Here is a 22,979-nt window from a genome sequence, read left to right on the forward strand (position 1 = left end):
GGTTTTCCAGGTGCATGCGCTAGGATGAAGCCCGGCTATCGGCGAAAGACCGCAACGGCCGGCGGGAGGAAGTCATGACGGACGTGACAACGAGCGAATCTGCGGATCGGGCTCGAGCATCCGAACTCGGCGCAGTTGCCCGGTTTCTCAAGGCCACCGAAATCGATACCCGCATGCTCGGCATGGTCGGCGCGCTTCTGGTTATCTGGATCGGCTTCCATATCCTGTCGAACGGGCTGTTTCTCACGCCCCGCAATCTGTGGAACCTCTCGGTGCAGTCCTCGTCGGTCGCGGTCATGGCCACCGGCATGGTGCTGGTCATCGTTACGCGCAACATCGACCTCTCCGTCGGCTCGCTGCTCGGCTTCGTCGCCATGATCATGGGCGTCACCCAGACGGTGTTCCTGCCGCGGGTGATGGGCTTTTCGCTTGGCGACCCCACGATCTGGATGATCGCGCTTGCTGCCGGCCTTGTCGTCGGCGTCGTGATCGGCGCCTTCCAGGGCTTTCTCATCGCCTATCTCGGCATTCCGGCCTTCATCGTTACCCTCGGCGGCCTGCTCGTCTGGCGCGGTGCTGCCTGGTGGGTCACCAGCGGCCAGACGGTCGCACCCATGGACGCGACGTTCCGCCTGATGGGCGGCGGCCCTGAGGGCGCGATCGGCGCGACGTGGAGCTGGGTCATCGGGCTCGTCGCCTGTGTTGCCGTCATCCTGATGCTGCTTTCGGGCCGCCGCCAGCGCAAGCGCTTCAAGTTCCCGCTGCGGCCGGTCTGGGCCGAAGTGTTCCTTGGCACCGTTACCTGCGCCGTCATCCTCGGAGCCGTCTGGGTCGCGAATTCCTATCCGTGGCCGGCAGGCACGGTGAAGAAATATGCTGAGGCCAACAACATAACCATTCCCGAAGGCGGTCTGTTCATCGCCCATGGCATCGCCATTCCGGTGCTGATGGCGATCGCCGCCGGCATCATCATGACCTTCGTCACGACGCGAACGCGCTTTGGCCGCTACGTCTTCGCCATCGGCGGCAATCCCGAGGCTGCAGAACTCGCCGGCATCAACACGCGCTGGGTGACCATGAAGATCTTCATGGTCATGGGTTTCCTCGCCGCCATCAGTGCCGCGATTTCCACCGCGCGCCTCAATGCCGCGACAAATGCCCAGGGCACGCTCGACGAGCTCCTGGTCATCGCGGCAGCCGTCATCGGCGGCACGTCGCTGGCGGGCGGCGTCGGCACGGTCGCCGGCGCCATGCTGGGTGCCCTGCTGATGCAGTCGCTGCAATCGGGCATGGTGCTGCTTGGCGTTGACACACCACTGCAGAACATCGTCGTCGGCCTCGTGCTGGTCGTGGCCGTCTGGCTCGACACGCTCTACCGCCGCCGCGTCCAGTAAGAAGAAACCGGGAGGCAATCATATGGATCAGACCAGCACCCCGCTCGTCGACATGAAGAACATCTCGATCGCCTTCGGCGGCATCCGCGCCGTCGATGATGCGTCGGTCGATCTCCATGCCGGCGAGGTCGTTGCCCTGCTCGGCCACAACGGCGCCGGCAAGTCGACGCTCATCAAGATACTGTCGGGCGCCTACAAGCGCGACGGCGGCTCGATCTTCGTCAATGGCGAGGAAGTCTCCATAGGCAACCCGCGCGATGCCAAGAAATACGGCATCGAGACGATCTACCAGACGTTGGCGCTGGCCGACAATGTCGATGCCGCAGCCAATCTGTTCCTTGGCCGCGAGCTCAGGACGGCCTGGGGCACGCTCGACGACGTCGCCATGGAAGCAGAAGCGCGCAATGTGATGGGACGGCTCAATCCGCGCTTCCAGCGCTTCAAGGAGCCGGTGAGCAAGCTTTCCGGTGGTCAGCGCCAGTCGGTGGCGATCGCGCGCGCCATACTGTTCAACGCCCGCATCCTGATCATGGATGAGCCGACGGCAGCCCTCGGCCCCCAGGAGACCGCGCAGGTCGGCGAACTGGTCAAGCAGCTCAAGGCCGACGGTATCGGCATCTTCCTGATCAGCCACGACATTCATGACGTGTTCGATCTCGCCGACCGCGTCTGCGTCATGAAGAACGGGCAGGTCGTCGGCACCGCACGCACCCAGGACGTCACCAAGGACGAGGTTCTGGGCATGATCATCCTCGGCAAATGCCCTCCCGGTGCAATCCCGGGACCGGGAGCGATGGCCATCGCTGCCTGAACCTGTTGCGCTGAGGCCACGCGCAATCCATCGCATGGGCCTGTGCATTGCATTACCCTCGGCACCCTTTAATAAGGGTCTGGTATGAGCAATTCGCAGGCCCGGCCCTTGAAGAAATTTCTCTCTGTCGCGGTTTTTCTGGCCGTCGCGGCTGCGAGCCTGGCGATGGCTGGTTTTGCTTATCATTCGTCCCAGGAAGCCGCGCGTTTCAAGTTCGCCGCGACGGTGGACGATGCCATGAACCGCATCGAAAGCCGTCTCAACCTCCACCTCTCGCTGTTGCGTTCCACGCAGGCCCTTTTCAAGGTTCGGGGGCGTGAGATCGGGCGAACGGAGTTCAAGGCATTCTTCGATGCGCTCGACGTTGAAAACAACTTCAAGGGCCTGAGGGGCATCGGGTTTCTTGGGATTGCCAAGCGTGGCGATGAAGCTCAGCTCGAGCAGGACATCCGCAGGATCGGGGGCACCGAAGGGTCGATCTACCCGCCATCGGAGCTGGAATGGCGGACGCCGATAGTGCTCTACGAGCCGTTGAGTGAGGCCAACATATCCAGCCTTGGCTACGATATGTTCACGGAAGAAGCGCGGCGCGCTGCCATCGAAATGGCGATGACCAGCGGGGTTCCCCGGGCGACTGCGCGGATCGTTCTCGGCGAAAATACCGGTTCGGCAGAAAAGGTGCCCGGGTTTCTGGTGTTCGCAAGCGTGGATGAAGATGGATCGGATACCGCCACGGGAGGCGTCAAGCCGACCGTCTCGGGACTGGTGTATGTCGCGTTTCGCACCGGCGACCTGTTCGAGGCGGCGCTCGGCTCGGCACCGCTATTGCCTGTTCATGCCGAAGTCTTCGACGGCGACGCCAGCGACGACAATTTGTTCTACCGCTCGCCGACACCGCCGGGCGCTGCCTACAGCGAAGATTTTCGCGTGACGCGCAGCATCGTTCTGGCCGGCCGGCCATGGACGGTGCGCTTCCGTCCAACGGAAGGGTTTTCCGAGCCGTCGTCGCCTACCATTCCCGTCATGCTTGGCCTGTTCGGGCTCCTGCTCGCCGGCGCCATCGCTATGGTTGCGCGTTACCAGGAGCGTGCCTACAATGCCGCGGAGCGCCTGCATGAAACGACGGAAAAGAGCCTGCTGGAAAAGGATCTGATGCTTCAGGAAATGAAGCATCGCATCAAGAACTCGATCACGCGGGTGCTGGCGATGGCGCGGCAGACGGCGGCGCACGCGACCGACGTCAACGAGTTCTCCACGTCCTTTGCCGCGAGGCTGCAGGCGATGGCCGCCTCGCAGGACATGCTGACGCGTTCTCGCTGGCAGAAGGCCGATCTCGGCGAACTCCTGCGCATCGAACTCGGGCAGGTCTTCGGCAAGGATCTACCCGACGACATGCTATCGGGTCCGGTCGTCCTGTTGAACGAGACCACGACGCAGGCGCTCGGCCTGACATTCCACGAGCTTGCCACCAATGCGCTGAAATATGGCGAGGCTGGCAACACGGTGGGTGCATTGAAAGTGAAATGGCGGGTTCATGAAGAAGGCGGCGAACGGCGCCTTGGCTTGACCTGGACGGAAAGCGGCAACAAGGCGATCTCGCCGCCGACAAGAACAGGGTTCGGCACCAAGCTCATCGACATGAACATCACCAGGGAACTCTACGGCACCATCGAACGCGATTATCGCGCCGACGGTCTTCTGGTCCAGATCGATATCCCGCTGAAAGGTCTTTCAAAGACCAGGGAGTGACATCAGCAGTCACCCCTTCGAGGATCGTGCGATCCTACTGCTGGCGAACGGAGTTTTTGTCGGAACGCGCCGGGTTCGAGGCGACGACGACATTCGGTGCGCCGATTTCGGCGACCAGCTTGCCACTAGGGAGGACATCCCAGGTCAACTCGGCGTCTTCCTCTTCCATGGCGGGATCGACCGGAACGCATGTCGCGAAAGTGCGCGTATGTTTGCCCTTGGCATCACGCAAGGCCATCGGAAGAACGCTCTGGCATTCCTCGGCGGTTTCGAAAATGGTGACAGGCGCCGGCATTTCGGTGCATTGCTTGAGATCGCCGGAGCATCCAATTATCAGCAGCAGTGCAGCAATATGTTCCATGGCTGGATCCTTTCGCCATGTAAACGAGTCATGTGCCCTTAAAGTTCCAGAGCGGTTTCGTCAGGAACAGGCGCCCGTTGCTCTACTCTATCTCGAAGCTGCCGGCGGGAATCTCGAGTCGGTATTCCAGCGTGTCGCCCTCGATCGCAAAGTTCGCGGTGCCGTTCATGGAAGCGGGAACGACGCGCTCAAGTGCCACGCTGCCGAACTTTTTCTCGCCCATATCCCTGGCTTCCGGACCGACCGTTTCGGTCCAGGAAAAGGACAGCGCAACGTCGCCGTTATCTCCGTTGACCGGTTTGGCGGACACCGTGACGAAGCCGCCGTTGCGGGCGAGCGCGCCGTAGCTGACGGAATTGACCACAAGCTCGTGCAGCGCCAGACCGATATGAAGTGCTGCATTTGGGTTCAGATAGGGATTTATGCCCTCGAAGACGATCGAACGGGACGCTCCCGGGCTGTAGCGCCCGACCTGGCTGGTGACCAGCTCACGCAGATCAGCACCGCGCCAGTTCGACGAGGTTATCAGATCCTGCGAGGAGGCCAGCGATTGCAGCCTGCCCCGAAAGCGCGACAGAAAGCTGTCGATCGTGCCCGAGTAGCGGCCGGTCTGTGTGGCGATGCTCTGGATGATGGCGAGAAGATTCTTCGAACGGTGGCTGAGTTCGCGAAGCAGGGTCTTCAAGGTCTGCTCGCGGCGTTTCTGGTCGGTCGTTTCGATGACCGTGGTCATCACGCCGACCACGTCACCTTCACCGGTTGCGCCTTTATCGGCATCGATCCAGAGATCGAACCATCTCATGCCAGCCTCATGAGGAAGGCTGAATTCCAGAGTTTCGGAGTTTCCTGTTTCGAGCACCCGGCTTTTCGCGGAAATTATCCTTTCTGCCTGATGGCCGGGAATTATCTCGTCGTCGCTGTGGCCGATAACGGTATCAGGGGTCCAGGGTTCGGGCAGGTTATGGACCCAGAGGTAGCGAAGATGACGATCCTGATAGAGTACGCAGACGCCGGTGTTCTTCAGGACTTGAAGCAGGCTTTGACCAATTCTCGCACCGTCGCCCGGTAACGTAGGCCTCTGCCCATCTTTCCCCACGCTTGCCTGCCTTTCCGCCGTGCTCATTGTCCAATGCGACATGAGGTCAAGCTGAACGGTTCAATCTGTTATGAGTTCCCGATCTGCGGTGAGTTCCCGAAAGGATCTGGCTCCCAAAAAGGTTCCGCCGAGCGGCGCCCTGTTGGGAAGCGCTGCCCGGCGGCTATCTGGAAACCGTTTGAGGGGTGCGGTCTCCAGCATCCCGTCATTTCCGGCGAAGACCGCTATGCGCGGCGGAAAAGACCCGCGATCAGCGAGATCACGAGGAACGCCAGGAAAATGAAGAACAGAATCTGTGCAATACCGGCCGAAGTGCCGGCAATACCGCCAAAGCCGAGCGCGCCGGCAATGATGGCTACGACAAGGAATACAAGGGCCCAGTAAAGCATGATCTAACTCCCTGAATTTCTATGTTGGAAAAACGCGCTTCCGCGTTGTTGGTTCCCGAAACAAGATATTCTCAAAGAAAAAGGCCGCCGCAGGGACGACCTTCTTCGCCTAAACGTGCGTCACGACTATGCAGCCGCTTTCGCCTGCCGGTCGAAGAACAGCGCCTGGCTGATCAGCGCCTTGACCATATCAGGATTGAACGGCTTGGTGACGAGGAATGCCGGCTCCGGGCGCTCGCCTGTCAGCAGGCGCTCGGGAAAGGCGGTGATGAAGATGACCGGCACGGCGGCGGTAGTCAGGATTTCATTGACGGCGTCGATGCCTGAGCTGCCGTCCGCCAGCTGGATATCAGCCAGCACCATTTTCGGCCGCGTCTTGTTGAATATCGCCGTTGCTTCAGAGTGTGTGCGAGCGGTGCCGACGACGCGATGGCCAAGGCTCTCGACCATCTCCTCGATGTCCATGGCGATCAGCGGCTCGTCCTCGATGATAAGGATATCCGTGGCCACCTGCCGCGAAATCTCGTTGCTGGCCTGGGTCAGCAATTCGACGAACTTTTCCTCGGTAACGCCAAGGATCTCGGCGCTTTCCTCATTGGTGAAGCCTTCGACTGCGACCAGCAGGAAGGCCTGACGCGGCAGCGGCGAAAGGGCAGTGAGGTTGGCGGCGGCGCGCTGTTCCCACGCGGAGTTGGTTTCCTCCTGCGGTACGCGGATGGCAATCGACGTGAACAGCTTGGTGAAGACCTTGTAGAGCGCGATGCGATCGTTGGAAGCCTCTGGGAAAATGCTTATATCGGCAATGATCGCCTCGAGAACCGCCGCTACCAGCGCATCTCCACTCTGCTGCGATCCGGAAACCGCACGGGAAAAACGCCGGAGAAAAGGCAAGTGCGGGGCAATTGTTGCAGATAGACTCATGATAGGATGCTTCCCTCAACTGATGGGTCGAAATTGACTTAGTTTGAATGACCAGTCCCTTCAACGAGACTTTTACGAAAAAGTTCCCTCATACGGGGAACGAATTTCAGGCTGCGGCGTTTCCGGGGGAATTTGGGTAACCAGATGCCGATGCCGTTCGCCTTGTTTTCTCTACAGCGTGACCGGAAGACGCAAGGCAAGAAACAGGACGAAATTATAGCATGACCAAGCAAAAGACCGGGGCAGAACCCGTCAATCGGCGCCGAAACGGGTCAGGTGATCCACTCGGGACCAACTCGGAAATTGGCCGCAAACTCAAGCAATATTATGACGAACTGGTCTCCGACGAGGTGCCGGATCGTTTCGCTCAGCTGCTCAGCCAGCTGGAACAGGCTGAACCTCTTCAGAAGAAGGGTTGATCAGCATGGCCGTTTCTCCGGCATTCAAGACGGAACTGCTCGCGACCATCCCGAACCTGCGCGCCTTTGCAGTTTCCCTTACCCAGAGCGCCGACAAGGCCGACGATCTGGTGCAGGAAACGCTGGTCAAGGCGTGGGACAAGCATGAGAGTTTCCAGATGGGGACCAATCTCAAGGCTTGGCTCTTCACCATTTTGCGCAACGAATTCTATTCGCAGATGCGCAAGCGCGGGCGTGAAGTGCAGGACAGCGACGGTGTGATGACCGAGCGCCTGGCGGTTCACCCCAGTCAGCACGGCATGCTCGACCTCAAGGATTTCCGCGGTGCGCTGGAACAGCTTCCCGAAGACCAGCGCGAGGCGATCATCCTGATCGGCGCGTCGGGGTTCTCGTACGAGGAAGCGGCAGAGATCTGCGGCTGTGCCGTCGGCACCATAAAGAGCCGTGTCAGCCGTGCAAGAAATCGCCTTCAGGAAATCCTGGACATATCCGGTGAGGCTGAGTTCGGGCCGGACGCTATCTCGGCGCAGGTCATGGGCTCAAACGCCGCCTGAATCAGGCAGGCGACCGGCGGTCGCTGCCAGCGCCTCGATCAGGTCGGTGCCGGAATAGGGCTTGCCGATGACGGGGATGCCGGGAAAGGCGGTAAAGATTTCATCGACATCCGCATAGCCCGACGCAAAGATGAACGGCACGCCGTTCTCATGGATTTTCTTCGCGAAAGGCAGTGTGGAGGCACCCCCGAGCATGACGTCGAGGATCGCCGCATCGAAGTTTTTCGATGCTTGCTCCTGGTCGATCTCGTCAAGGTTGCGGGCAATCACCGCCTCAGTGGCTCCATTGTCCCGGCAAAGCTGTTCGACATCCATCGCAATGAGGAACTCATCCTCAAGGATCAGGATACGCATACCGGAAAGCAAATTTGCCAATGGAAATCACTCTGTTGAAAGGCGGCGATTCATGACGGCTAACACCGGCGTTGTCATTTAAAAAAGACATGTATCCAAATGCGCGCAATTGGAACTCTCCGACCTCCAATGCGTTGAAATAAATCGACTTTTGGGGAGAGTTCCGTGGCAGCACAGCAGGCGAGATCATTTTCGGCGCGGCAATTTTCCTGCGAGAAGTGCCCGCTGCGGCCGCTAAAGGTGTTTCGCGAGTTCGAGAAAGAAGAGCTCGCTTTCGTCAGCAAGTTCAAGAAGGGCGAGCTGGCGGTGGACAAGGGCGCGACGGTCCTGGTCGAGGGGAACCACAGCGCTCACCTTTATACCGTGCTTTCGGGTTGGGGTTTCCGCTACAAGCTGATGTCGGACGGACGCCGCCAGATACTCAACTATCTGATGCCGGGCGATCTGATCGGTCTGCAAGGCAGCCTGATGGGGGAGATGCAGCATTCGGTCGAGGCGCTTTCGCCGCTGCTTTTGTGCATGTTCGAGCGCGACCAGCTGCACGAGCTCTATCGAAACTATCCCGGCCTTGCCTACGACATCACCTGGATCGCATCGCGCGAAGAGCAGATGCTCGATGAAAACCTGCTGAGCGTCGGGCGCCGCACCGCACTTGAACGCGCCGCCTATCTCATCGCCTTCATCGGCAGCCGGGCGAAGACGGTCGGCCTGAACGGCAAGCAGGCGATAGAAATACCGATTACCCAGCAGCACATCGCCGATACGCTTGGCCTGTCGCTCGTCCACACCAACAAGACGCTGCGCAAGCTGATGGACCGCGAGTTGATCATCTGGCGGGATGGCGGCTGTGAAATCCTCGACGTTGATGGCCTGATGAGGCTGGCCCGTTGGGAAGGGCTGAGCGAAGTGCTTCGCCCCTTGGTATAGATTCAGGTGATGACGGCCTGACCTGAATCCGGGCGGCGCTCAGTCCGCGCCCCAGTCCATTCCCGGAACGATATTGCGGAAGATCGCGTAGACGATCAGCAGCGCCGGAATGGCTATGAAGCCGCCGAGGGCACCCCACAGCCAGATCCAGAAAATCAGCGCCAGTACGACGAGGAAAGGGTTCAGCGTCATCGTTCGACCGATCACCATCGGCGTGACGAACTGCGCCTCAATGGTGTTGATGGCGAGGTAGATCGCGACCGGCAGGAAGGCCCCGCCCAGCGAATCGAATTCCGAGAGGCCGATCAAAAACAGGATGACGACCATCACTGCCGGGCCGATGAAGACGACGAAATTCGTCAGTATCGCCAGCGCGCCCCAGAGCAATGCCGAAGGCACGCCGATAAGATAAAGCCCGACGCCCACGGCCAGCCCCTCGCCAATGTTGATGAGGCTGATGGACAGCAGATAGCGCGACACCATCTGCTCGACGTCGCGAAAGATATGCGCGACGCGCCAGCGCAGCCGGCGATTGAAGCAAAGGGTCAGCACTGCCGTGCGCGTCTGGTGGCGGGTGGCGACGAAAAAATAAAGGCTGGCGAAAAAGATCAGGATTTGCCCGAAGACGGCAGGCGCCAGCGTTGCCATGCTTTCCACGCCCATGCCCTCATCGACCGATACGGTCAGGCCCTTGCCGCCGGTCAATTCGCGCAACTGGTCGCGCATGCCGCGCATCGCGTCGAGAGGACCTTTCAGCTCGGAGAGCTGGTGCTGCAGATTTCCCCAGATCTGAGGCAGCCGCCCGATCCAGAACGAAAGCGGCGCTGCAACCGCAAGCGCAAAGAGACAGGCGACTGCGACAAACAGAAGGACGACCAGAATGGCCGAGAGTCCGGGTAACAGGCCGCGCCGCTCGAGTTTCGAGGCAAGCGGGCCGAGCATAAGGCCGACGACGATGCCGAGTGAAACGGGCGCCAGAATATATTGGCCTGCCGACAATGCGAACACGAAGGCGAGCAGCCCAATGAAGATGACCGACACCTGCGAGGATCGGGTAAGGAAGATTTCGATATTCGACTTTGGCGGCAATCTTACGATTGGCGCCTTCTTGGCCGCTCGTTCGGTCATTCAATAATTCCGGCTGGACTTGACCACGGAAACGCACTTTCATCGCGTTTCGTTCCTTCCCGGCGGAACCTCGCCGCATATGAGGCGTTTTGGACCGTACAAACCCAAGGAGTTGAACCATGGCCGCAGCTGCAGGCAAATCCACCCGGAACGGCAACGACACGGTCACGACCTCGGATATCGAGGCCGATATCCGCCAGTTGCGCGCCGATATCGCCAAGCTGACCGAACAATTGGCCACCACCGGAGAGCACTCCTACGGTGCCGCGCGCCGCGCCGCCAAGGAAGGCGTCGACCAGCTCCGCGCGCAAGGTGAAGCGACGATCGAGAGCCTGCGCGGCAATGCCAAGGATATCGAAGACCAGATCACCGCCGCCGTGCGGGAGAAGCCGGTTACTTCGCTCGCCATTGCAGCGGGCGTCGGCTTCCTGTTCGCGCTCTTGTCGCGCCGCTAGATCGCGCGGCAGGGGGCGTAGAATATGCTCGCATCGCTCATTGCCAGTTTCGCTTCGGGCGAGACGCTCCATGCCGTGCGCCGCGCCAAGCGCGCGGCGATCGCCTATCTTCTTGCGGGTGTCGCGGCGCTGATCGGTATCGGCTTCCTGATCGGCGGCGCCTATATCTGGACAGCTCACCACTATGGCTGGACACGAGCAGCCGTGGCGTTCGGCATAGGCTTTCTCGTCCTTGCCGGGCTCGTTCTCCTCATCAACAAGCTGACCTCCGGCGCGCAGCGGCGACGCGAAACGCGCAGGCGCAACAAGGATTTGACGGCGCTTGCAGCCGCTTCGGCTCTTGCCGTGCTGCCGGGGCTGTTCCGTGGCAAGGCCGGCCTGGGTGCGATCGTAGCGCCCGCTTTGGCCGTGGTGGCCTACGAAATCTATCGGGAAAACCGCAAGTCACGCCGCCGGTCCGGCGAAAATCCACTAGACGACGCGGACTGATCACTACATCAGTCGGAGAACTGCTCGAGCGGCATGGATATTTTCGCCTTCACGCCGCCCGGCAGGAATTCGTGCGTCACCTCGCTCGAGATGACCTTCGACAGGCTGCGCCGTATCAGGATCGAGCCGAAACCAAAGCGTTTCGGCGTTTCGACTGCGGGGCCGCCTGTTTCGGTCCATGTCAGTGTAAGGCGTCGCGAATGCCGGCTTTTTTCCACCGTCCAGGCAAGGTCGACAGTGCCTCCCGGCGTGGAAAGAGAGCCGTACTTCATCGCATTGCTGGCCAGTTCGTGCAGGATAAGGCCGAGACCAAGCGCCTGGTCGGGCGACAGGAAGATATCCTCGCCGGAAATGTTGATGCGTGGGCTTTCTCCGTCGTCGAACGGCTTTACTTCAAGCTGGATCAGTTCGTTGAGCGCTATGCCGCGCCATTCCCTGTCCGACAGCATGCCGTGGGCGAGCCCGAGCGCCTGCAGCCTGGCGCTGAAGGCGTCCAGAAACTCGCCGGGCTCGCGCGCGTGGCGCACTGTTTGCGTCGCCAGCGCCTGCACGGTCGCAAGCGTGTTCTTGACGCGATGGTTGAGTTCGCGCAGCAACAGGCGCTGGCGTTCTTCAGCCAGCTTTCTTTCACTGATATCGTAATTGACACCGAAGACGAGCGTGGCATTGCCCGCCGCGTCGCGTTCCACGACCCGCCCGCGCGCGCCGAGCCATCGTGCTGGTTCGATGCCGGCGATCCGGTATTCACCGACATAATCTTCATTGCTCGACAGGGCCTGCCTGAAGCTACTTTCGGCCTGCCGCACGTCGCGGCGGTCGACGGCGCGGAAAATCTGCCGTGCGGTCAACCGCGTGGTTGGCGCCAGACCGAGCAGGACCGGGAAAAGCGTATCGCATTCGATCGCGCCGGTGCGCACGTCCCAAGCCCAGCTTGCCAGTGAGGCGGCCTCCACTGCAACAGTGCGGCGTTTTTCTTCACGCTCCAGTTCGGCGCGGGCAAGCGCGCCGGTGCGTGTGCCTTCCTTGAGCGCGAAGAGGCTGGAGGCGAGCCCTGCAAGCATCTTCAGCTGGTCGAGTTTTTCCGTCGAGGGGCGCTGTCGTGGCTTGCGGTCGATGACGCAGAGCGTGCCGATGCGTTCGCCGGAAACGGTGATCGGCGCTCCGGCATAGAAACGGATGTGAGGCTCGCCGGTGACGAGGCTGTTTGACGAAAAGCGCGGGTCGGCGGTGGCGTCCGGGATCACCATCACATCGTCGCCGGCGGTGATGGCATGTGCGCAGAAAGACAGGCTGACCGGCGTTTCCCTGCCCTCCATGCCGATGCACGACTTGAACCATTGCCGCTCGATATCGACCAGGCTGACAAGCGCGATGGGCACGTCCATGAGTGCTGCGGCAAGGCCGGTGAGGCGATCGAAATCGGGGTCGGAAGACGTATCCAGTGTCTGCAAGCCATGGAGAACTGCGCGCCTGTGTTCGTCGCCGACGATCTGACGGACGTCTGCCGGCAGGGCGTCCAGCGTTTCCGAATTGTCCCGATCCACTTCGTGCATTTCTAACTGCCCAGGCCCAAACTGAAAAAATCCCGTGACAGCCGTCGCGGGAACCACACCGGTCTGGACGCATTGACCATGAGGAGAAGAAGGCGCGCAGGTGCGCCACATGGAGGTTTATCTTGCCCAAGACAATTCCGACCGACAAGGCGCGACAGGGCCGGCGCGGCTGGCAAGTCCTTGTGGTGCTGATATGCGCCCTGCTGCTTGCGGTTGCGGCGTGGTTTGCAGTCGAGCTTTACGGCAAGTCGATAGAGCCCGGAGCCGATCAGCCGGCGGCGACCAGCCAGACGAACTAGATCCGACGTTTTGCCCGGGATGATAGATTTCAGGTAATTTCCAGCGTGCTGCGCGGAACCGACGATTTCGCAAGCCGCACTCATGTGCGGCGAAACCCTGAAGGAACGCGGAACGCAAATCGTGCTCTCACCCCGGTAGAGCACGGCAACAAAATCATCGGGAATGCTCCAGATACATCGAAGAAACGGCTACCCCAGTCGCCGGCAGAAAAAGAACCCGTGCGCACAAACGCGCTGAGCGCGGAATGGTTCCGTCGCGGCGCAAATTTTCTGCTTGTCCAAAAGGATAAGCCGGACGGCAAATTTCGGAACTGGATGGAAGTAACGGCGTTGTGAGGTTGTGATGCCGCGCCCGAGTTTTCCCTGCGACGGTTCGACCGAGGCGCGGCAGTGCATAAAGATCACGCACAAGGAGAGACTATCATGTTCCGCAATCTTTTGGCTACGACTGCAATCGCCACGCTGATGGCGACCGCTGCATATGCGCAGGAATCCGCTACTCCTGCTCCTGCCAGCCCGGCTCCAATGACACAGGAAGCACCTGCGGCAGAGGCCCCGGTCACCCGCGCTGACGGTCATCTTGCCAGCAATATCATGGGCGAAACCGTCTACAACGGCACTGGTGAGCAGGCAGAGAACATCGGCAAGATCAACGACATAGTCATCAACAAGGACGGCGCTATCGAGGCGCTCGTCGTCGGCGTTGGCGGCTTCCTCGGTCTCGGCGCGAAGAACGTTGCCGTCAACTATTCCGAGGTCGATTGGGCCGAGCAGAACGGCGACCGCTGGGCCGTGGTGAACACCACCAAGGAACAGCTCCAGGCCCTGCCGGACTTCGATCGCCGCGGCTATGACCCTGAGCCTGCCGCTGCGGCTGCAACGGATACGACCGCACCGGCAACCGACAATACCGCGATGGCCCCGGCCACGCCGGCACCGTCGAACGATAACACTGCGCAGGCTCCGGCAGCGACCGACACCACAGAAACAGGTGCGATCGACAAGTCGCAGCTGACCGAGGTGCCGGTCGGTGAAATCCGTTCGGAAGAGCTGACGGGCACCACCGTCTACGGTGCTGAAGACGCCAATGTCGGCAAGATCGGTGATGTCGTTCTGAAGGACGACAAGGTCGATGCAGTCATCATCGATGTCGGTGGGTTCCTCGGCGTCGGTGCAAAGGAAGTCGCCGTCGGCATGGATAAGCTGGCCTTCATGACGGACAAGGACGGCAAGAAATATCTCTACACCAACTTCACCAAGGAGCAGCTCGAAGCGCAGCCCGCTTACGACAAGGCAACCTTTGGTGACAAGCGCGATGAGCAGCTTCTGAAGATGAACTAACCGTCGTTCAAAGTATCAGTGATTTTGGCCCGCGCCGGCAACGGCGTGGGCTTCTTTTTGTCACCCCTCATAGGCGATCACGCCATGCTCCGTCAGTTCGACCAAAGCCAGCGATTGGTCGAGATGGCGCGCGCGCCATGAAAGCAGTCGCTCGGCGAATTCGAGTCGGACGCCAAGGAAAGCAGGTTCCTTTGCGAGGTTGTTCAACTCGCCCGGATCCTGATCAAGATCGAAAAGAAGCGGCGGCAGGCCGCCGCCGAAATGCACATATTTGAAGCGTTGCGAGCGGATGACGGCGAGGTTGCAGTCCTGCGGCCTGAGACCGAAATGACGCTCGGCCGTTCCTTGCGAGATCGAGCGGAAATCGAACTCCCAATGCGCCGCGTCGCGCCACGTCTCTGGCGTCTGGCCCTTGAGGAAAGGCTTGAGCGAGTGGCCGTCGAGATGGGCCGGGACGCTTTCGCCAAGCAGGTCTATCAGCGTCGGCATGATATCGACCGCCTCGGTGAAATGCGTCACCGTCGTTCCGGCAGTCTTGTTGCCCGCAGGGTCGCGGATGATCAGTGGGATGTGAAAACTCTGGTCGTAAAACCCGCCTTTGCCGAGCATGTAATGGTCGCCCATCATCTCGGCATGATCGGAGGTCAGGACGATGATCGTATCGTCCCACGTACCGCTTGCCTTCAGCGCCTGCCAGATGCGGCCGAGCTGGGCGTCGACCTCGGAAACCATGCCGTAATAGAGCGCGCGGATGCGGCGAAAATTGTCTTCGCCCCAGTCGCGCACCTTGCCCTTCGCGCCAGGAATGAATTTCGAGCGCTTCTGCTGCTCATATTCATAGGCGAGATAGGGATGCGCCTTCGCTTCCTTCTTCCAATCCCTGGCACGGTGAAATTCCGGACCGGCGGCCGGGTCGTACATGGTGTTGTAGGGCTCAGGCACGATGAAGGGCGGGTGCGGGCTGAGGAAGGAAACATGCGCGAACCATGGCTGCGCTTCTTCCTGCTCGCCCAGCCAGCGGATGAACTCGCCCGACAGAAACGCAGCTGGTGTCTCGTCCTTCGAATAGACAGGCGGCGCGTTGGTGACGTCCTTGCCGCTACTGTTCACAGGCCGATGAATATCGGGGAAGCCGGCGCTGGAATCGATGCCGCGCGCAGCGAGCCAGGACAGCCACTGTTTCTGGTGTTCGGGCAGAAGCTGGCGCGCGGTGAAGCCCGGCAGCACGCCTTCATAGGTGCGCAAAAACGGATCGCCCGGCGCATGGAAATCCGGATCGGGTGCGACGTCGGTATAGCCGAACAGGGTGGGGTCGTAGCCGAGGCGACGGGCGGCGAGCGCGATGTTGTCGTGGCGCGCGTCAAGCGGCGTGCCGTTGCGGCAGACGCGATTGTTCATCTGGTAGAGACCGGTATAGAGGCAGGCTCGTGCCGGAGAGCAGGGCGCTGCCCCGCCGAAATGCCGGCTGAACAACACGCCCTCAGTGGCCAGCGCATCGGCATTCGGTGTTTTCACCGTCGCGTGGCCGGCGGCTGAAAGGCAGTCACCGCGCCACTGGTCGCAGGTGATCAGAAGGATGTTTTGACGTTTGCCTTTGCGTGCCACGCGATGCTCCCTCAGAATGCTGTCTCGCTCATGGAGCCGAATTTTCAGGGCGGCGCAAGTGTGATCGGATGGCGTCAATAGTGAACAGTCTTTGATCTATCGTTCACAAAATGAATACAGTCCATTCTGTCATTGGCGTCTTTCCAGCAGGCCGGTTTGACCGACATATGGGGACATGAAGCAGCAAGCGCTGCATGGCGAAAACGGGAGCAAAGAACATGCTTGACCAGATCAAAGGCCTGCACCACGTCACCTCGATGGCGAAGGATGCGCGCCAGAACAACGACTTCTTCACTCACAAGCTCGGCCTGCGCCGCGTCAAGAAGACGGTCAATTTCGACGCACCGGATGTCTATCATCTCTACTATGCCGACGAGCTTGGCACGCCGGGTTCGGTGATGACCTATTTTCCCTTCCCGAATATCGGCAAGGGCAGCCACGGTACCGGCGAGGTCGGCACGACGGTCTATTCGGTTCCCGAGGGCACGCTCGGCTACTGGGAAAAGCGATTTGCCGAGCAGGGCGTTACCGGCCTGAGGCGCGATACGGTGTTCGGCGAGAACCGGCTGGCCTTCGACGGCCCTGACGGCGACGGCTTTGCGCTTGTCGAAGCGAAGAACGATAGCCGCGCGCCCTGGACCAAGGGCGGCGTGCCCGGCGATGAGGCGATCCGCGGATTCCATTCCGTGTCGCTGCGCCTTAAGGATGGCGGCGCGACCGAGGAGCTGTTGAAGTTCATGGGTTACGAGGAAGTCGACACCGCCGGCAACGTGAAGCGGCTGGCAGTGAAGGGCGGCAACGGCGCCGATGTCGTCGACATCGAAAGCCTGCCGGGCGTCGGCTTTGCCAATCTCGGGGCAGGTTCGGTTCATCACGTCGCCTTCGCCGTCGAGAATCGGGCCAAGCAGCTCGAAGTGCGCAAGGCGCTGATGGATACAGGCCATCAGGTGACGCCGGTGATCGACCGCGACTACTTCTGGGCGATCTATTTCCGCACGCCGGGCGGCGTCTTGTTCGAGGTCTCGACCAACGAGCCGGGCTTCGACCGCGACGAGGATACGGCCCATCTCGGCGAGGCGCTGAAACTGCCGAGCCAGCATGCGCATCTGCGCGACTATCTCGAAAAGAACCTGCAGCCGCTTGGCGACTGACGGTCGCTCAAAAAAGTCCGAGCCGGATTTTTCCGGCTCGGATAGGCTGTGTCCATAATGCGAGGAACATCATGTCCAAGGATGCCTATACCTACACCTCATTGCCCGGCACATCGGGCGGGGCGCTCGCCTTCCTGTTCCATGGAACGGGCGGCAACGAAAACCAGATGCTGGGGCTGGCGCTCGACCTGCTGCCCGGCGTGGCAGCGATCTCGCCGCGCGGCGACGTCTCCGAACAGGGCGCGGCGCGCTTCTTCCGCCGCACGGCTGAGGGCGTCTACGACATGGACGATCTGGCCGAGCGAACGAAAAAGATGGCCGGTTTTGTCAAAGCCCATATCAAGGAAGCAAAACCGTCTTCGGTGATCGGCATCGGCTTTTCCAACGGCGCGAATATCCTGGCGTCGCTGCTGTTTGCCGACCCCAAGCTGTTCGATGCGGCGGTGCTGATGCATCCGCTGATCCCGTTCGAACCGGAGGTGAAGGGTAGTCTTGCGGGCAAGCGCATTCTCATCACCGCCGGCCATCACGACCCGATCTGCCCGCCGAACCTGACTTCCCGACTCGACAGCTATCTGCGTGCGGACAGCGCCGACGTCACGCTGGAATGGCACGAAGGCGGGCACGAGATGCGGCAGAACGAAATCGTGGCGGCACGCGCCTTTCTCGCACCCTATCGCGCCACGGCAAACACAGCAGGAGCCCGGACATGACCGACCAGACACCCGAAATCCAACTGGAAGAGACCGGCTCCAAGGGCCGCTATTTCCTGCGCGGGCCCGGCGGCGCGGAGGCCGAAATGACCTTCAGCAAGGCCGGCGAGCATCTTATGATCATCGACCATACCGAGGTGCCGGATGCGTTTCGCGGGCAGGGCGCGGGCTTGCGGCTGGTGACGCGCGCGGTTGAGGAAGCGCGCGCGGCGGGCAAGAAGATCATTCCGCTTTGCCCGTTTGCCAATGCGCAGTTCAAGCGGCACCCGGAATGGGCGGATGTGTTGAAGAGCTGAGGCTGTGTCTCTGATGGAGGGGCAGGCCAGGTCCGGAGCGAAAGCGTCCCCGTCCTCTCTTGACGAATTCCCCCTCTCCGTCTCGCTTCGCGTGCCACCTCTCCCCCATTTCATGGGGGCGAGGAACCCAGGTTCTGTGATGTCGCAGCCTTCACGGTTAGCTATTCCTCGCCCCTGCGAAGCGGGGGAGAGGTGGCTCGGCGAAGCCGAGACGGAGAGGGGGTTCTGGGTCGAAGTTTTCAGGAGACGGTGAAAGCTGCTCCTCAGCGCAACTTCCTTTCTTCCATCTTGCTCAACCACTCCTTTCCCACCCCGCGGTCGCGGATGATCGGCAGAGGGTCTTCGGCGTCGAGCCGCGCGCAGATGCGGTAGACCTCCAGCGTTTCGGCGCTCATGTCGCCGCGCTTGTGGAAATACATCGCCGCCGCATAGCGCGTGCGGCCCGACCAGACTTCGCCAAGCGGCGTGTTGACCAGCGCCCACTGCTCGGCAAGTTCGGCGTCGGGCTCGGCCATGGTCAGAAATCCGCCGGTGGGCTGGCAGTGCGTCGGTCGAGCTTGATGAAGGGCCGCGGCACGATCCTCGCCCGCTTCATCAGCCGCTCGTATCTGAGTTCGCGCATGGCATAAATCTCGACCCAGAGGTCATCGGTGATCGTGTCGCCATAGGGCCGCGAAAGGCTCGCCAGCGCAATGTTGCGCTTGGCCATGGGCGACCAGATCGCGGCGCTGACCAGCCCGACCTCCTTCTTTTGCTTGTGATAGACGATGGCGTGCTCGGCTGGAATGTTGCCTTCGATCTCCAGCCCGACCAGCACATGGCGCATCGAGCCCTTGGCGCGCGCCTGCGCGATGGCGCGGCGGCCGTTGAAATGGCCCTTTTCCAGATCGACCATGAAGCCGAGCCCGATCTCGTCGGGCATGCGTACGCGGTCGGGCCGGATGGCGTGTTCGGCAGTGACGAAGTCGGCATTGGCGACGATCAGCCCGGCCTCCAGCCTTGCGCGGTTGAGCGCTGTGTAGCCGATGGCGCGGATGCCGCGCAGTTCGCCTGCCTTCCAGAGACGGTCCCATAGCGAGAGCGCCAATTCAGCCGGGGCGAAAAGTTCATAGCCGAGATCGCCGGTGAAGCCGGTGCGCGAGATGGTGACGCGGCCCCCTTCATGCGGGAACTCGGCAAGATCGAAGACCTTCAGCCTTTCGACACCGGCAAAACCGGCCTCCCGCAGCACGGCAACGGAAGTCGGGCCTTGTAGCGCCAGCCCGGCCACCGCCTCGGTTTCCTCCAATACGGAAACGTCGAAGCCGATGGCGCTGTCGAGCAGCCAGGGCAAATGCCGCTCCTGGCAGCACAGGCGGAAACGATCAGGCGCCAGCCGGAACAGCGTTCCGTCGTCGAGCACATAGCCTTCATCGTCACACCACGCGGTGTAATGCACGCGGCCGGACTTCAGCTTTGCTACGTCGCGCAAGGTGACGCGGTTGAGGAAATCTTCCCCGTCCGGACCCTCGATGCGGTATTTCACCATCGGCGAGATGTCGAAGAGTGCGGCCTGGCTGCGGATGGCGAAATATTCCAGTTCCTCGTCCCACAGCGAGGCCGGTGCGCGGTAGCCACCCCAGTCGTACCAGTCGTTGGTTTTCATCAGCGCATCGATGCGCGGCTGGAACGGCGTGCCGAGGCGCAGCGTGCGGAAATGGGACTGGGCGGTGAGGCGTGCGGAGGACAGCTTTGGCATCTGGTTCATGGCCTAACCCCGCATCTCGATGATCCGCCGCGCCGCATTCAGTCCCGGCACGCCGGAGATGCCGCCGCCCGGGTGCGAACCGGCACCGCAGAGATAAAGCCCGTCGATCGGCGTGTCATAGCCTGACGCACCGAAGGCCGGGCGCGACATCATCATCTGGTCGGCCTGCAATTCGCCATGGTGCCAGTGGCCGCCGGGCATACGGTAGCGCGTCTCGATATCGGCGGGCGTCAGCAGTTCGGCATGGCGCACGAGCTTGCCGATGCCGGGTGCGTAAAGCTCCAACTGCGCCATGATCGCCTTGAGGAATTTCGGCTTGCCGGTCTCCCAGCCTTCCTTCAGCGCATAGGGCGCATACTGTACGACCGCCGAAAGCACACAGGCACCGTCCGGTGCAAGCGACGTGTCGGCAAGGCTCGGCAGCGTGATCTCCATCACCGGCTCGGGCGAGAATTCGCCATATTTCGCGGGGTTGAAGGCGCGTTCGACATGGTCGGACGACGGCGCGATGACGAGGCGGCCGCGATGGCCGGTAGCATCGACGCCCGAGAACTCCGGTGGCCGGTCGAGCGCCAGATGCAGCTTGGCGACATTGCCCTTCATGCGGATGTTTTTTATCCGCCGCACGAAGCCGGTATCGAGCTCGCGGGTGCCGACGAGGTCGATGAAAGTGGAGCGCGGGTTGATCGCCGAGATGACTGTTTTGGCCCGGATTTCCTCGCCGCTGTCGAGAACCACCCCAGCGGCGCGGCCCCTTTCGATCAGGATTTTCATTGCCGGGGCATCGGTGCGGACGCCGACGCCAGCGGATTTCGCCGCACTCAAGATCGCGGCGATGACCGCGCCCATGCCGCCGGCTGGCAGCGCCTGAGCGCCGGGCTGGCCGCTAATCTCGCCGGCGAGGCGATAGTAGAGGCCGAGCAACGAGGTCGGCGAACGTGGCCCGAGATGGCTGCCGAGCGTGGCGTCGAAGGCGAGCAGACCCTTCAGGCGGTCGTCCGCCAGATGCTCGTCGGCGACGTCCGAGACATTCATCAGGAGCATGCGCAGGAAGTCGCGCATGTCCTCCTTGCCAAGCCGGCGCAGCGACAGGCCGGTCATGGCGAAGGCGGAACTCTCCATCAGCGACATGTTGCCGAGGTCGGGTGGACGGCGCGCCAGCAGCGGCTTCAATATGCCGGCGTAACGCAGAAGCTGTGCGCGGAATTCCTGCCACGCGGCCTGTTCGGAGGCTGACGTGCCGGTGAGTGTCTCGCCATAGGCACCGTGCAATGTCAGCGGGTTGCCGTCGCGCGACAGCGCCACGCTGGGCGCGATCGGGCCGAAGGACAGGCCGTGCCGTTCAAGCTCCAGCGTCTTCATCACCTCCGGGTGCAGGCGGTTCAGCAGATGCGCGGAGGAAACGCGAAAGCCCGGAGCGAATTCTTCGGTGCGGGCCGCGCCGCCGACTTCGCCCGCCGCTTCCAGCACAAGAACCTTACGCCCGCTTTTTCCGAGTGTTGCCGCCGCGACGAGCCCGTTGTGGCCGCCGCCGATGACGATTGCATCAAATGACGTCATGGGCCGGGCTCATATGCTTGGTGCCGCGCGAGAGGTCACGCAGGATTTCCGCGGCTGCGTTGCGGCCCGGTGCGCCCATCACGCCGCCGCCGGGATGGGTGGAGGAACCGCACATATAGAGCCCGTCGACCGGCGAGCGGTATTGCGCGTAACCCGGCACCGGGCGGTTGAACAGAAGCTGATCGAAGGTCAGTTCGCCCTGGAAAATGTTGCCCTCGGTGAGGCCGACTTCGGCCTCCAGTTCGCGCGGCGTGCGCACTTCCATATGCACGATGCGGTCGCGGAAACCGGGCGAATAGTCGGCGATCTGCGAGATCACCGTTTCGCCGAAAGCGTCGCGATCGGCGTCGGTCCAGTCGCGTCCTTCCACCTTGGGCGGGCAATATTGGACGAAGCAACTCATGAAGTGCTTGCCGGGCGGGGCCATGGTCGGGTCGAGCGTGGTCGGGATGACCATGTCGAGGAAGGGATCGGCCGACCAGCGTCCGGCCTTCCAGTCGTCATAGCCGCGCTCCATGCGCTCGACCGAGTCGGTGAAATGCATGTCGCCGCGATAGCAGGGCGAATCCTTCGGCAGCGCCGGAAATTCCGGCAGTGAATCCAGCGCGATGTTCACCTTGCCCGACGAGCCGCGCATCTTGAAATTCTTCACCCGCCGCAGGAAGATTTCGGGCAGTTCCTTTTCCTCGACCAACTTGAGGAAGGTGCGCTTCACATCGGCATTGGAGATGACGAGGTTGCCATAGATCTCCTCGCCGTCGGCCAGCACAAGTCCGCGCGCCTTGCCGCTCCTGACAAGAACCTGCTCGACCTCGGCTCCGGTGCGGATCGTGCCGCCCGATGCGCGGAACGAGTCCGCCAGCGCCTTGGTCACCGCGCCCATGCCGCCGCGGGCATAGCCCCAGGCGCCGACCGAGCCGTCGACCTCGCCCATATAGTGATGCAGCAGAACGTAAGCCGTGCCGGGCGACATGGGCCCAAGTGCGGTACCGATGATACCGGAAAGCGCGAAGTTGGCCTTGATCACGTCGGTCTCGAAATACTCGTCGAGGAAGTCGGAGATCGACATGGTCCAGAAGCGCAGCGTGTCGGCCATCTCGGCCGCACCCAGCCCGGCGAATTTCTTGCCGAGGTAGAGCAGTTCGGAGATATCGCGCGGGCGAAAGCTTGTCGGGTCGGGTGCGGTGCGCATCAGCAGCGGCTGGATGAAACGGCACTGCCGCGTCACGTCGCGGGCGTAGCGATCATAGGCCTCGGCGTCGCGGGCCGAGAAGCGCGCGAATTCGCGGCGATGGGCATGGTGGTCACGGTAATTGGCGAGATAGTCGCCGTCCCTAGTGAACACCGCGCCGCCCTCATAGGAGATGACCTGAAGGCCGAAGCGCGGCAATTCCAGATCGCGCATGATTTCGGGCCGGAACAGCGAGCAGACATAGGAACAGTTGGAATAGAGAAAGCCCGGCGTCAGCGAGCGGCTGACGGCGGCGCCGCCGATCCAGTCGTTCTTTTCGACCACCAGCACGTCGAGCCCGGCGCGCTGCAGATAGCAGGCGTTGACCAGCCCGTTGTGCCCCGCGCCGATGACGATGGCGTCCCATTTCTTCATGCAGGTTCCCGCTTTTATTTTCTGCAAATCTGACACGGAGGCGGCATGCCTGTCCAGAGAT

The 22,979-nt window shown here is 61.6% G+C and carries 26 protein-coding genes; 14 read left to right on the forward strand and 12 right to left on the reverse strand.

Features of this window, described 5'->3' with window-relative positions; all coding sequences use genetic code 11:
* Positions 1-74: 74 nt before the first annotated feature.
* The 3 genes from G6N74_RS15035 to G6N74_RS15045 all read left to right on the forward strand — a co-directional run bounded on the left by G6N74_RS15035 (position 75) and on the right by G6N74_RS15045 (position 3,954).
* Complete coding sequence (locus G6N74_RS15035; RefSeq protein WP_165118662.1) at positions 75-1,394, forward strand: sugar ABC transporter permease; 1,320 nt, start codon at positions 75-77, stop codon at positions 1,392-1,394.
* 22 nt (positions 1,395-1,416) lie between these two features.
* On the forward strand, positions 1,417-2,205 hold the full coding sequence (locus G6N74_RS15040; RefSeq protein WP_165118664.1) for an ATP-binding cassette domain-containing protein: 789 nt from the start codon (positions 1,417-1,419) through the stop codon (positions 2,203-2,205).
* A gap of 84 nt (positions 2,206-2,289) precedes the next feature.
* A complete protein-coding gene (locus tag G6N74_RS15045) occupies positions 2,290-3,954 on the forward strand; it encodes a CHASE domain-containing protein (protein WP_165118666.1) in 1,665 nt (554 codons plus the stop codon).
* Between the two features lie 34 nt (positions 3,955-3,988).
* Here G6N74_RS15045 and G6N74_RS15050 read toward each other — a convergent pair whose 3' ends face one another.
* From G6N74_RS15050 to G6N74_RS15065, 4 genes are all read right to left on the reverse strand, one after another.
* Complete coding sequence (locus G6N74_RS15050; RefSeq protein WP_165118668.1) at positions 3,989-4,315, reverse strand: hypothetical protein; 327 nt, start codon at positions 4,313-4,315, stop codon at positions 3,989-3,991.
* Between the two features lie 82 nt (positions 4,316-4,397).
* Positions 4,398-5,453, reverse strand: coding sequence for a sensor histidine kinase (locus tag G6N74_RS15055; RefSeq protein WP_376767716.1), 1,056 nt, complete (start codon positions 5,451-5,453; stop codon positions 4,398-4,400).
* A gap of 182 nt (positions 5,454-5,635) precedes the next feature.
* A complete protein-coding gene (locus tag G6N74_RS15060) occupies positions 5,636-5,800 on the reverse strand; it encodes a DUF1328 domain-containing protein (RefSeq protein WP_018429836.1) in 165 nt (54 codons plus the stop codon).
* 126 nt (positions 5,801-5,926) lie between these two features.
* A complete protein-coding gene (locus G6N74_RS15065; RefSeq protein ID WP_165118672.1) occupies positions 5,927-6,721 on the reverse strand; it encodes a response regulator in 795 nt (264 codons plus the stop codon).
* Between the two features lie 221 nt (positions 6,722-6,942).
* Between G6N74_RS15065 and G6N74_RS15070 the strand changes: the two genes are divergently transcribed.
* Positions 6,943-7,140, forward strand: coding sequence for a NepR family anti-sigma factor (locus G6N74_RS15070; protein WP_165118674.1), 198 nt, complete (start codon positions 6,943-6,945; stop codon positions 7,138-7,140).
* 5 nt (positions 7,141-7,145) lie between these two features.
* The gene (locus G6N74_RS15075; protein WP_091910293.1) at positions 7,146-7,694 is read left to right on the forward strand and encodes an RNA polymerase sigma factor; all 549 of its coding nucleotides are present in this window, start codon (positions 7,146-7,148) and stop codon (positions 7,692-7,694) included.
* Here the strand turns inward: G6N74_RS15075 and G6N74_RS15080 are convergent.
* The gene (locus G6N74_RS15080) at positions 7,680-8,069 is read right to left on the reverse strand and encodes a response regulator (protein ID WP_246245759.1); all 390 of its coding nucleotides are present in this window, start codon (positions 8,067-8,069) and stop codon (positions 7,680-7,682) included. The two genes, G6N74_RS15075 and G6N74_RS15080, sit on opposite strands and share 15 nt — an antisense overlap.
* Before the next feature lie 144 nt (positions 8,070-8,213).
* On the opposite strand from G6N74_RS15080, the gene G6N74_RS15085 reads away from it, so the two are divergent.
* The gene (locus tag G6N74_RS15085; RefSeq protein ID WP_165118676.1) at positions 8,214-8,975 is read left to right on the forward strand and encodes a Crp/Fnr family transcriptional regulator; all 762 of its coding nucleotides are present in this window, start codon (positions 8,214-8,216) and stop codon (positions 8,973-8,975) included.
* Positions 8,976-9,014: 39 nt separating this feature from the next.
* Here G6N74_RS15085 and G6N74_RS15090 read toward each other — a convergent pair whose 3' ends face one another.
* A complete protein-coding gene (locus tag G6N74_RS15090) occupies positions 9,015-10,103 on the reverse strand; it encodes an AI-2E family transporter (RefSeq protein WP_165118678.1) in 1,089 nt (362 codons plus the stop codon).
* A gap of 119 nt (positions 10,104-10,222) precedes the next feature.
* Between G6N74_RS15090 and G6N74_RS15095 the strand changes: the two genes are divergently transcribed.
* Entirely contained in the window at positions 10,223-10,558 is a 336-nt protein-coding gene (locus tag G6N74_RS15095; RefSeq protein ID WP_165118680.1) for an ElaB/YgaM/YqjD family protein, read from the forward strand.
* A 24-nt stretch (positions 10,559-10,582) separates the two neighbouring features.
* Positions 10,583-11,047 carry a hypothetical protein gene (locus G6N74_RS15100; protein WP_165118682.1) on the forward strand — a complete coding sequence of 155 codons (465 nt, stop codon included), beginning with the start codon at positions 10,583-10,585 and terminating at the stop codon, positions 11,045-11,047.
* 8 nt (positions 11,048-11,055) lie between these two features.
* On the opposite strand, the gene G6N74_RS15105 is transcribed toward G6N74_RS15100, so the two are convergent.
* Entirely contained in the window at positions 11,056-12,600 is a 1,545-nt protein-coding gene (locus G6N74_RS15105) for a sensor histidine kinase (RefSeq protein WP_205826687.1), read from the reverse strand.
* A 122-nt stretch (positions 12,601-12,722) separates the two neighbouring features.
* Here G6N74_RS15105 and G6N74_RS15110 point away from each other — a divergent pair, with 122 nt between their 5' ends.
* The 3 genes from G6N74_RS15110 (at position 12,723) to G6N74_RS15120 (ending at position 14,240) form a co-directional block, all read left to right on the forward strand.
* On the forward strand, positions 12,723-12,899 hold the full coding sequence (locus G6N74_RS15110; RefSeq protein WP_165118684.1) for a hypothetical protein: 177 nt from the start codon (positions 12,723-12,725) through the stop codon (positions 12,897-12,899).
* Between the two features lie 45 nt (positions 12,900-12,944).
* Positions 12,945-13,235, forward strand: coding sequence for a hypothetical protein (locus G6N74_RS15115; RefSeq protein ID WP_165118686.1), 291 nt, complete (start codon positions 12,945-12,947; stop codon positions 13,233-13,235).
* A gap of 87 nt (positions 13,236-13,322) precedes the next feature.
* Positions 13,323-14,240, forward strand: a complete 918-nt coding sequence (locus tag G6N74_RS15120) for a PRC-barrel domain-containing protein (RefSeq protein WP_165118688.1) — start codon at positions 13,323-13,325, stop codon at positions 14,238-14,240.
* A gap of 60 nt (positions 14,241-14,300) precedes the next feature.
* On the opposite strand, the gene G6N74_RS15125 is transcribed toward G6N74_RS15120, so the two are convergent.
* Entirely contained in the window at positions 14,301-15,845 is a 1,545-nt protein-coding gene (locus G6N74_RS15125) for an alkaline phosphatase family protein (RefSeq protein ID WP_165118690.1), read from the reverse strand.
* Positions 15,846-16,063: 218 nt separating this feature from the next.
* Here G6N74_RS15125 and G6N74_RS15130 point away from each other — a divergent pair, with 218 nt between their 5' ends.
* The 3 genes from G6N74_RS15130 to G6N74_RS15140 all read left to right on the forward strand — a co-directional run bounded on the left by G6N74_RS15130 (position 16,064) and on the right by G6N74_RS15140 (position 18,005).
* A complete protein-coding gene (locus G6N74_RS15130; RefSeq protein WP_165118692.1) occupies positions 16,064-16,996 on the forward strand; it encodes a VOC family protein in 933 nt (310 codons plus the stop codon).
* A gap of 71 nt (positions 16,997-17,067) precedes the next feature.
* A complete protein-coding gene (locus G6N74_RS15135) occupies positions 17,068-17,709 on the forward strand; it encodes an alpha/beta hydrolase (protein WP_165118694.1) in 642 nt (213 codons plus the stop codon).
* Entirely contained in the window at positions 17,706-18,005 is a 300-nt protein-coding gene (locus G6N74_RS15140) for a GNAT family N-acetyltransferase (RefSeq protein ID WP_165118696.1), read from the forward strand. Before G6N74_RS15135 ends, G6N74_RS15140 begins: the two co-directional genes overlap by 4 nt.
* A 263-nt stretch (positions 18,006-18,268) precedes the next feature.
* Here G6N74_RS15140 and G6N74_RS15145 read toward each other — a convergent pair whose 3' ends face one another.
* The 4 genes from G6N74_RS15145 to G6N74_RS15160 are packed head-to-tail and all read right to left on the reverse strand — an operon-like array spanning position 18,269 to position 22,918.
* Entirely contained in the window at positions 18,269-18,520 is a 252-nt protein-coding gene (locus G6N74_RS15145) for a hypothetical protein (RefSeq protein WP_165118698.1), read from the reverse strand.
* 2 nt (positions 18,521-18,522) lie between these two features.
* Positions 18,523-19,743, reverse strand: a complete 1,221-nt coding sequence (locus G6N74_RS15150; protein WP_376767719.1) for an aminomethyl transferase family protein — start codon at positions 19,741-19,743, stop codon at positions 18,523-18,525.
* Positions 19,744-19,755: 12 nt separating this feature from the next.
* Entirely contained in the window at positions 19,756-21,312 is a 1,557-nt protein-coding gene (locus tag G6N74_RS15155; RefSeq protein ID WP_165118702.1) for a phytoene desaturase family protein, read from the reverse strand.
* Positions 21,299-22,918, reverse strand: a complete 1,620-nt coding sequence (locus G6N74_RS15160) for a phytoene desaturase family protein (protein WP_165118704.1) — start codon at positions 22,916-22,918, stop codon at positions 21,299-21,301. The genes G6N74_RS15155 and G6N74_RS15160 overlap by 14 nt, the downstream gene beginning before the upstream one ends.
* Positions 22,919-22,979 lie beyond the last annotated feature (61 nt).

This window comes from Mesorhizobium zhangyense (genome assembly GCF_011045115.1).
Classification (GTDB): Bacteria; Pseudomonadota; Alphaproteobacteria; order Rhizobiales; family Rhizobiaceae; genus Mesorhizobium_M; species Mesorhizobium_M zhangyense.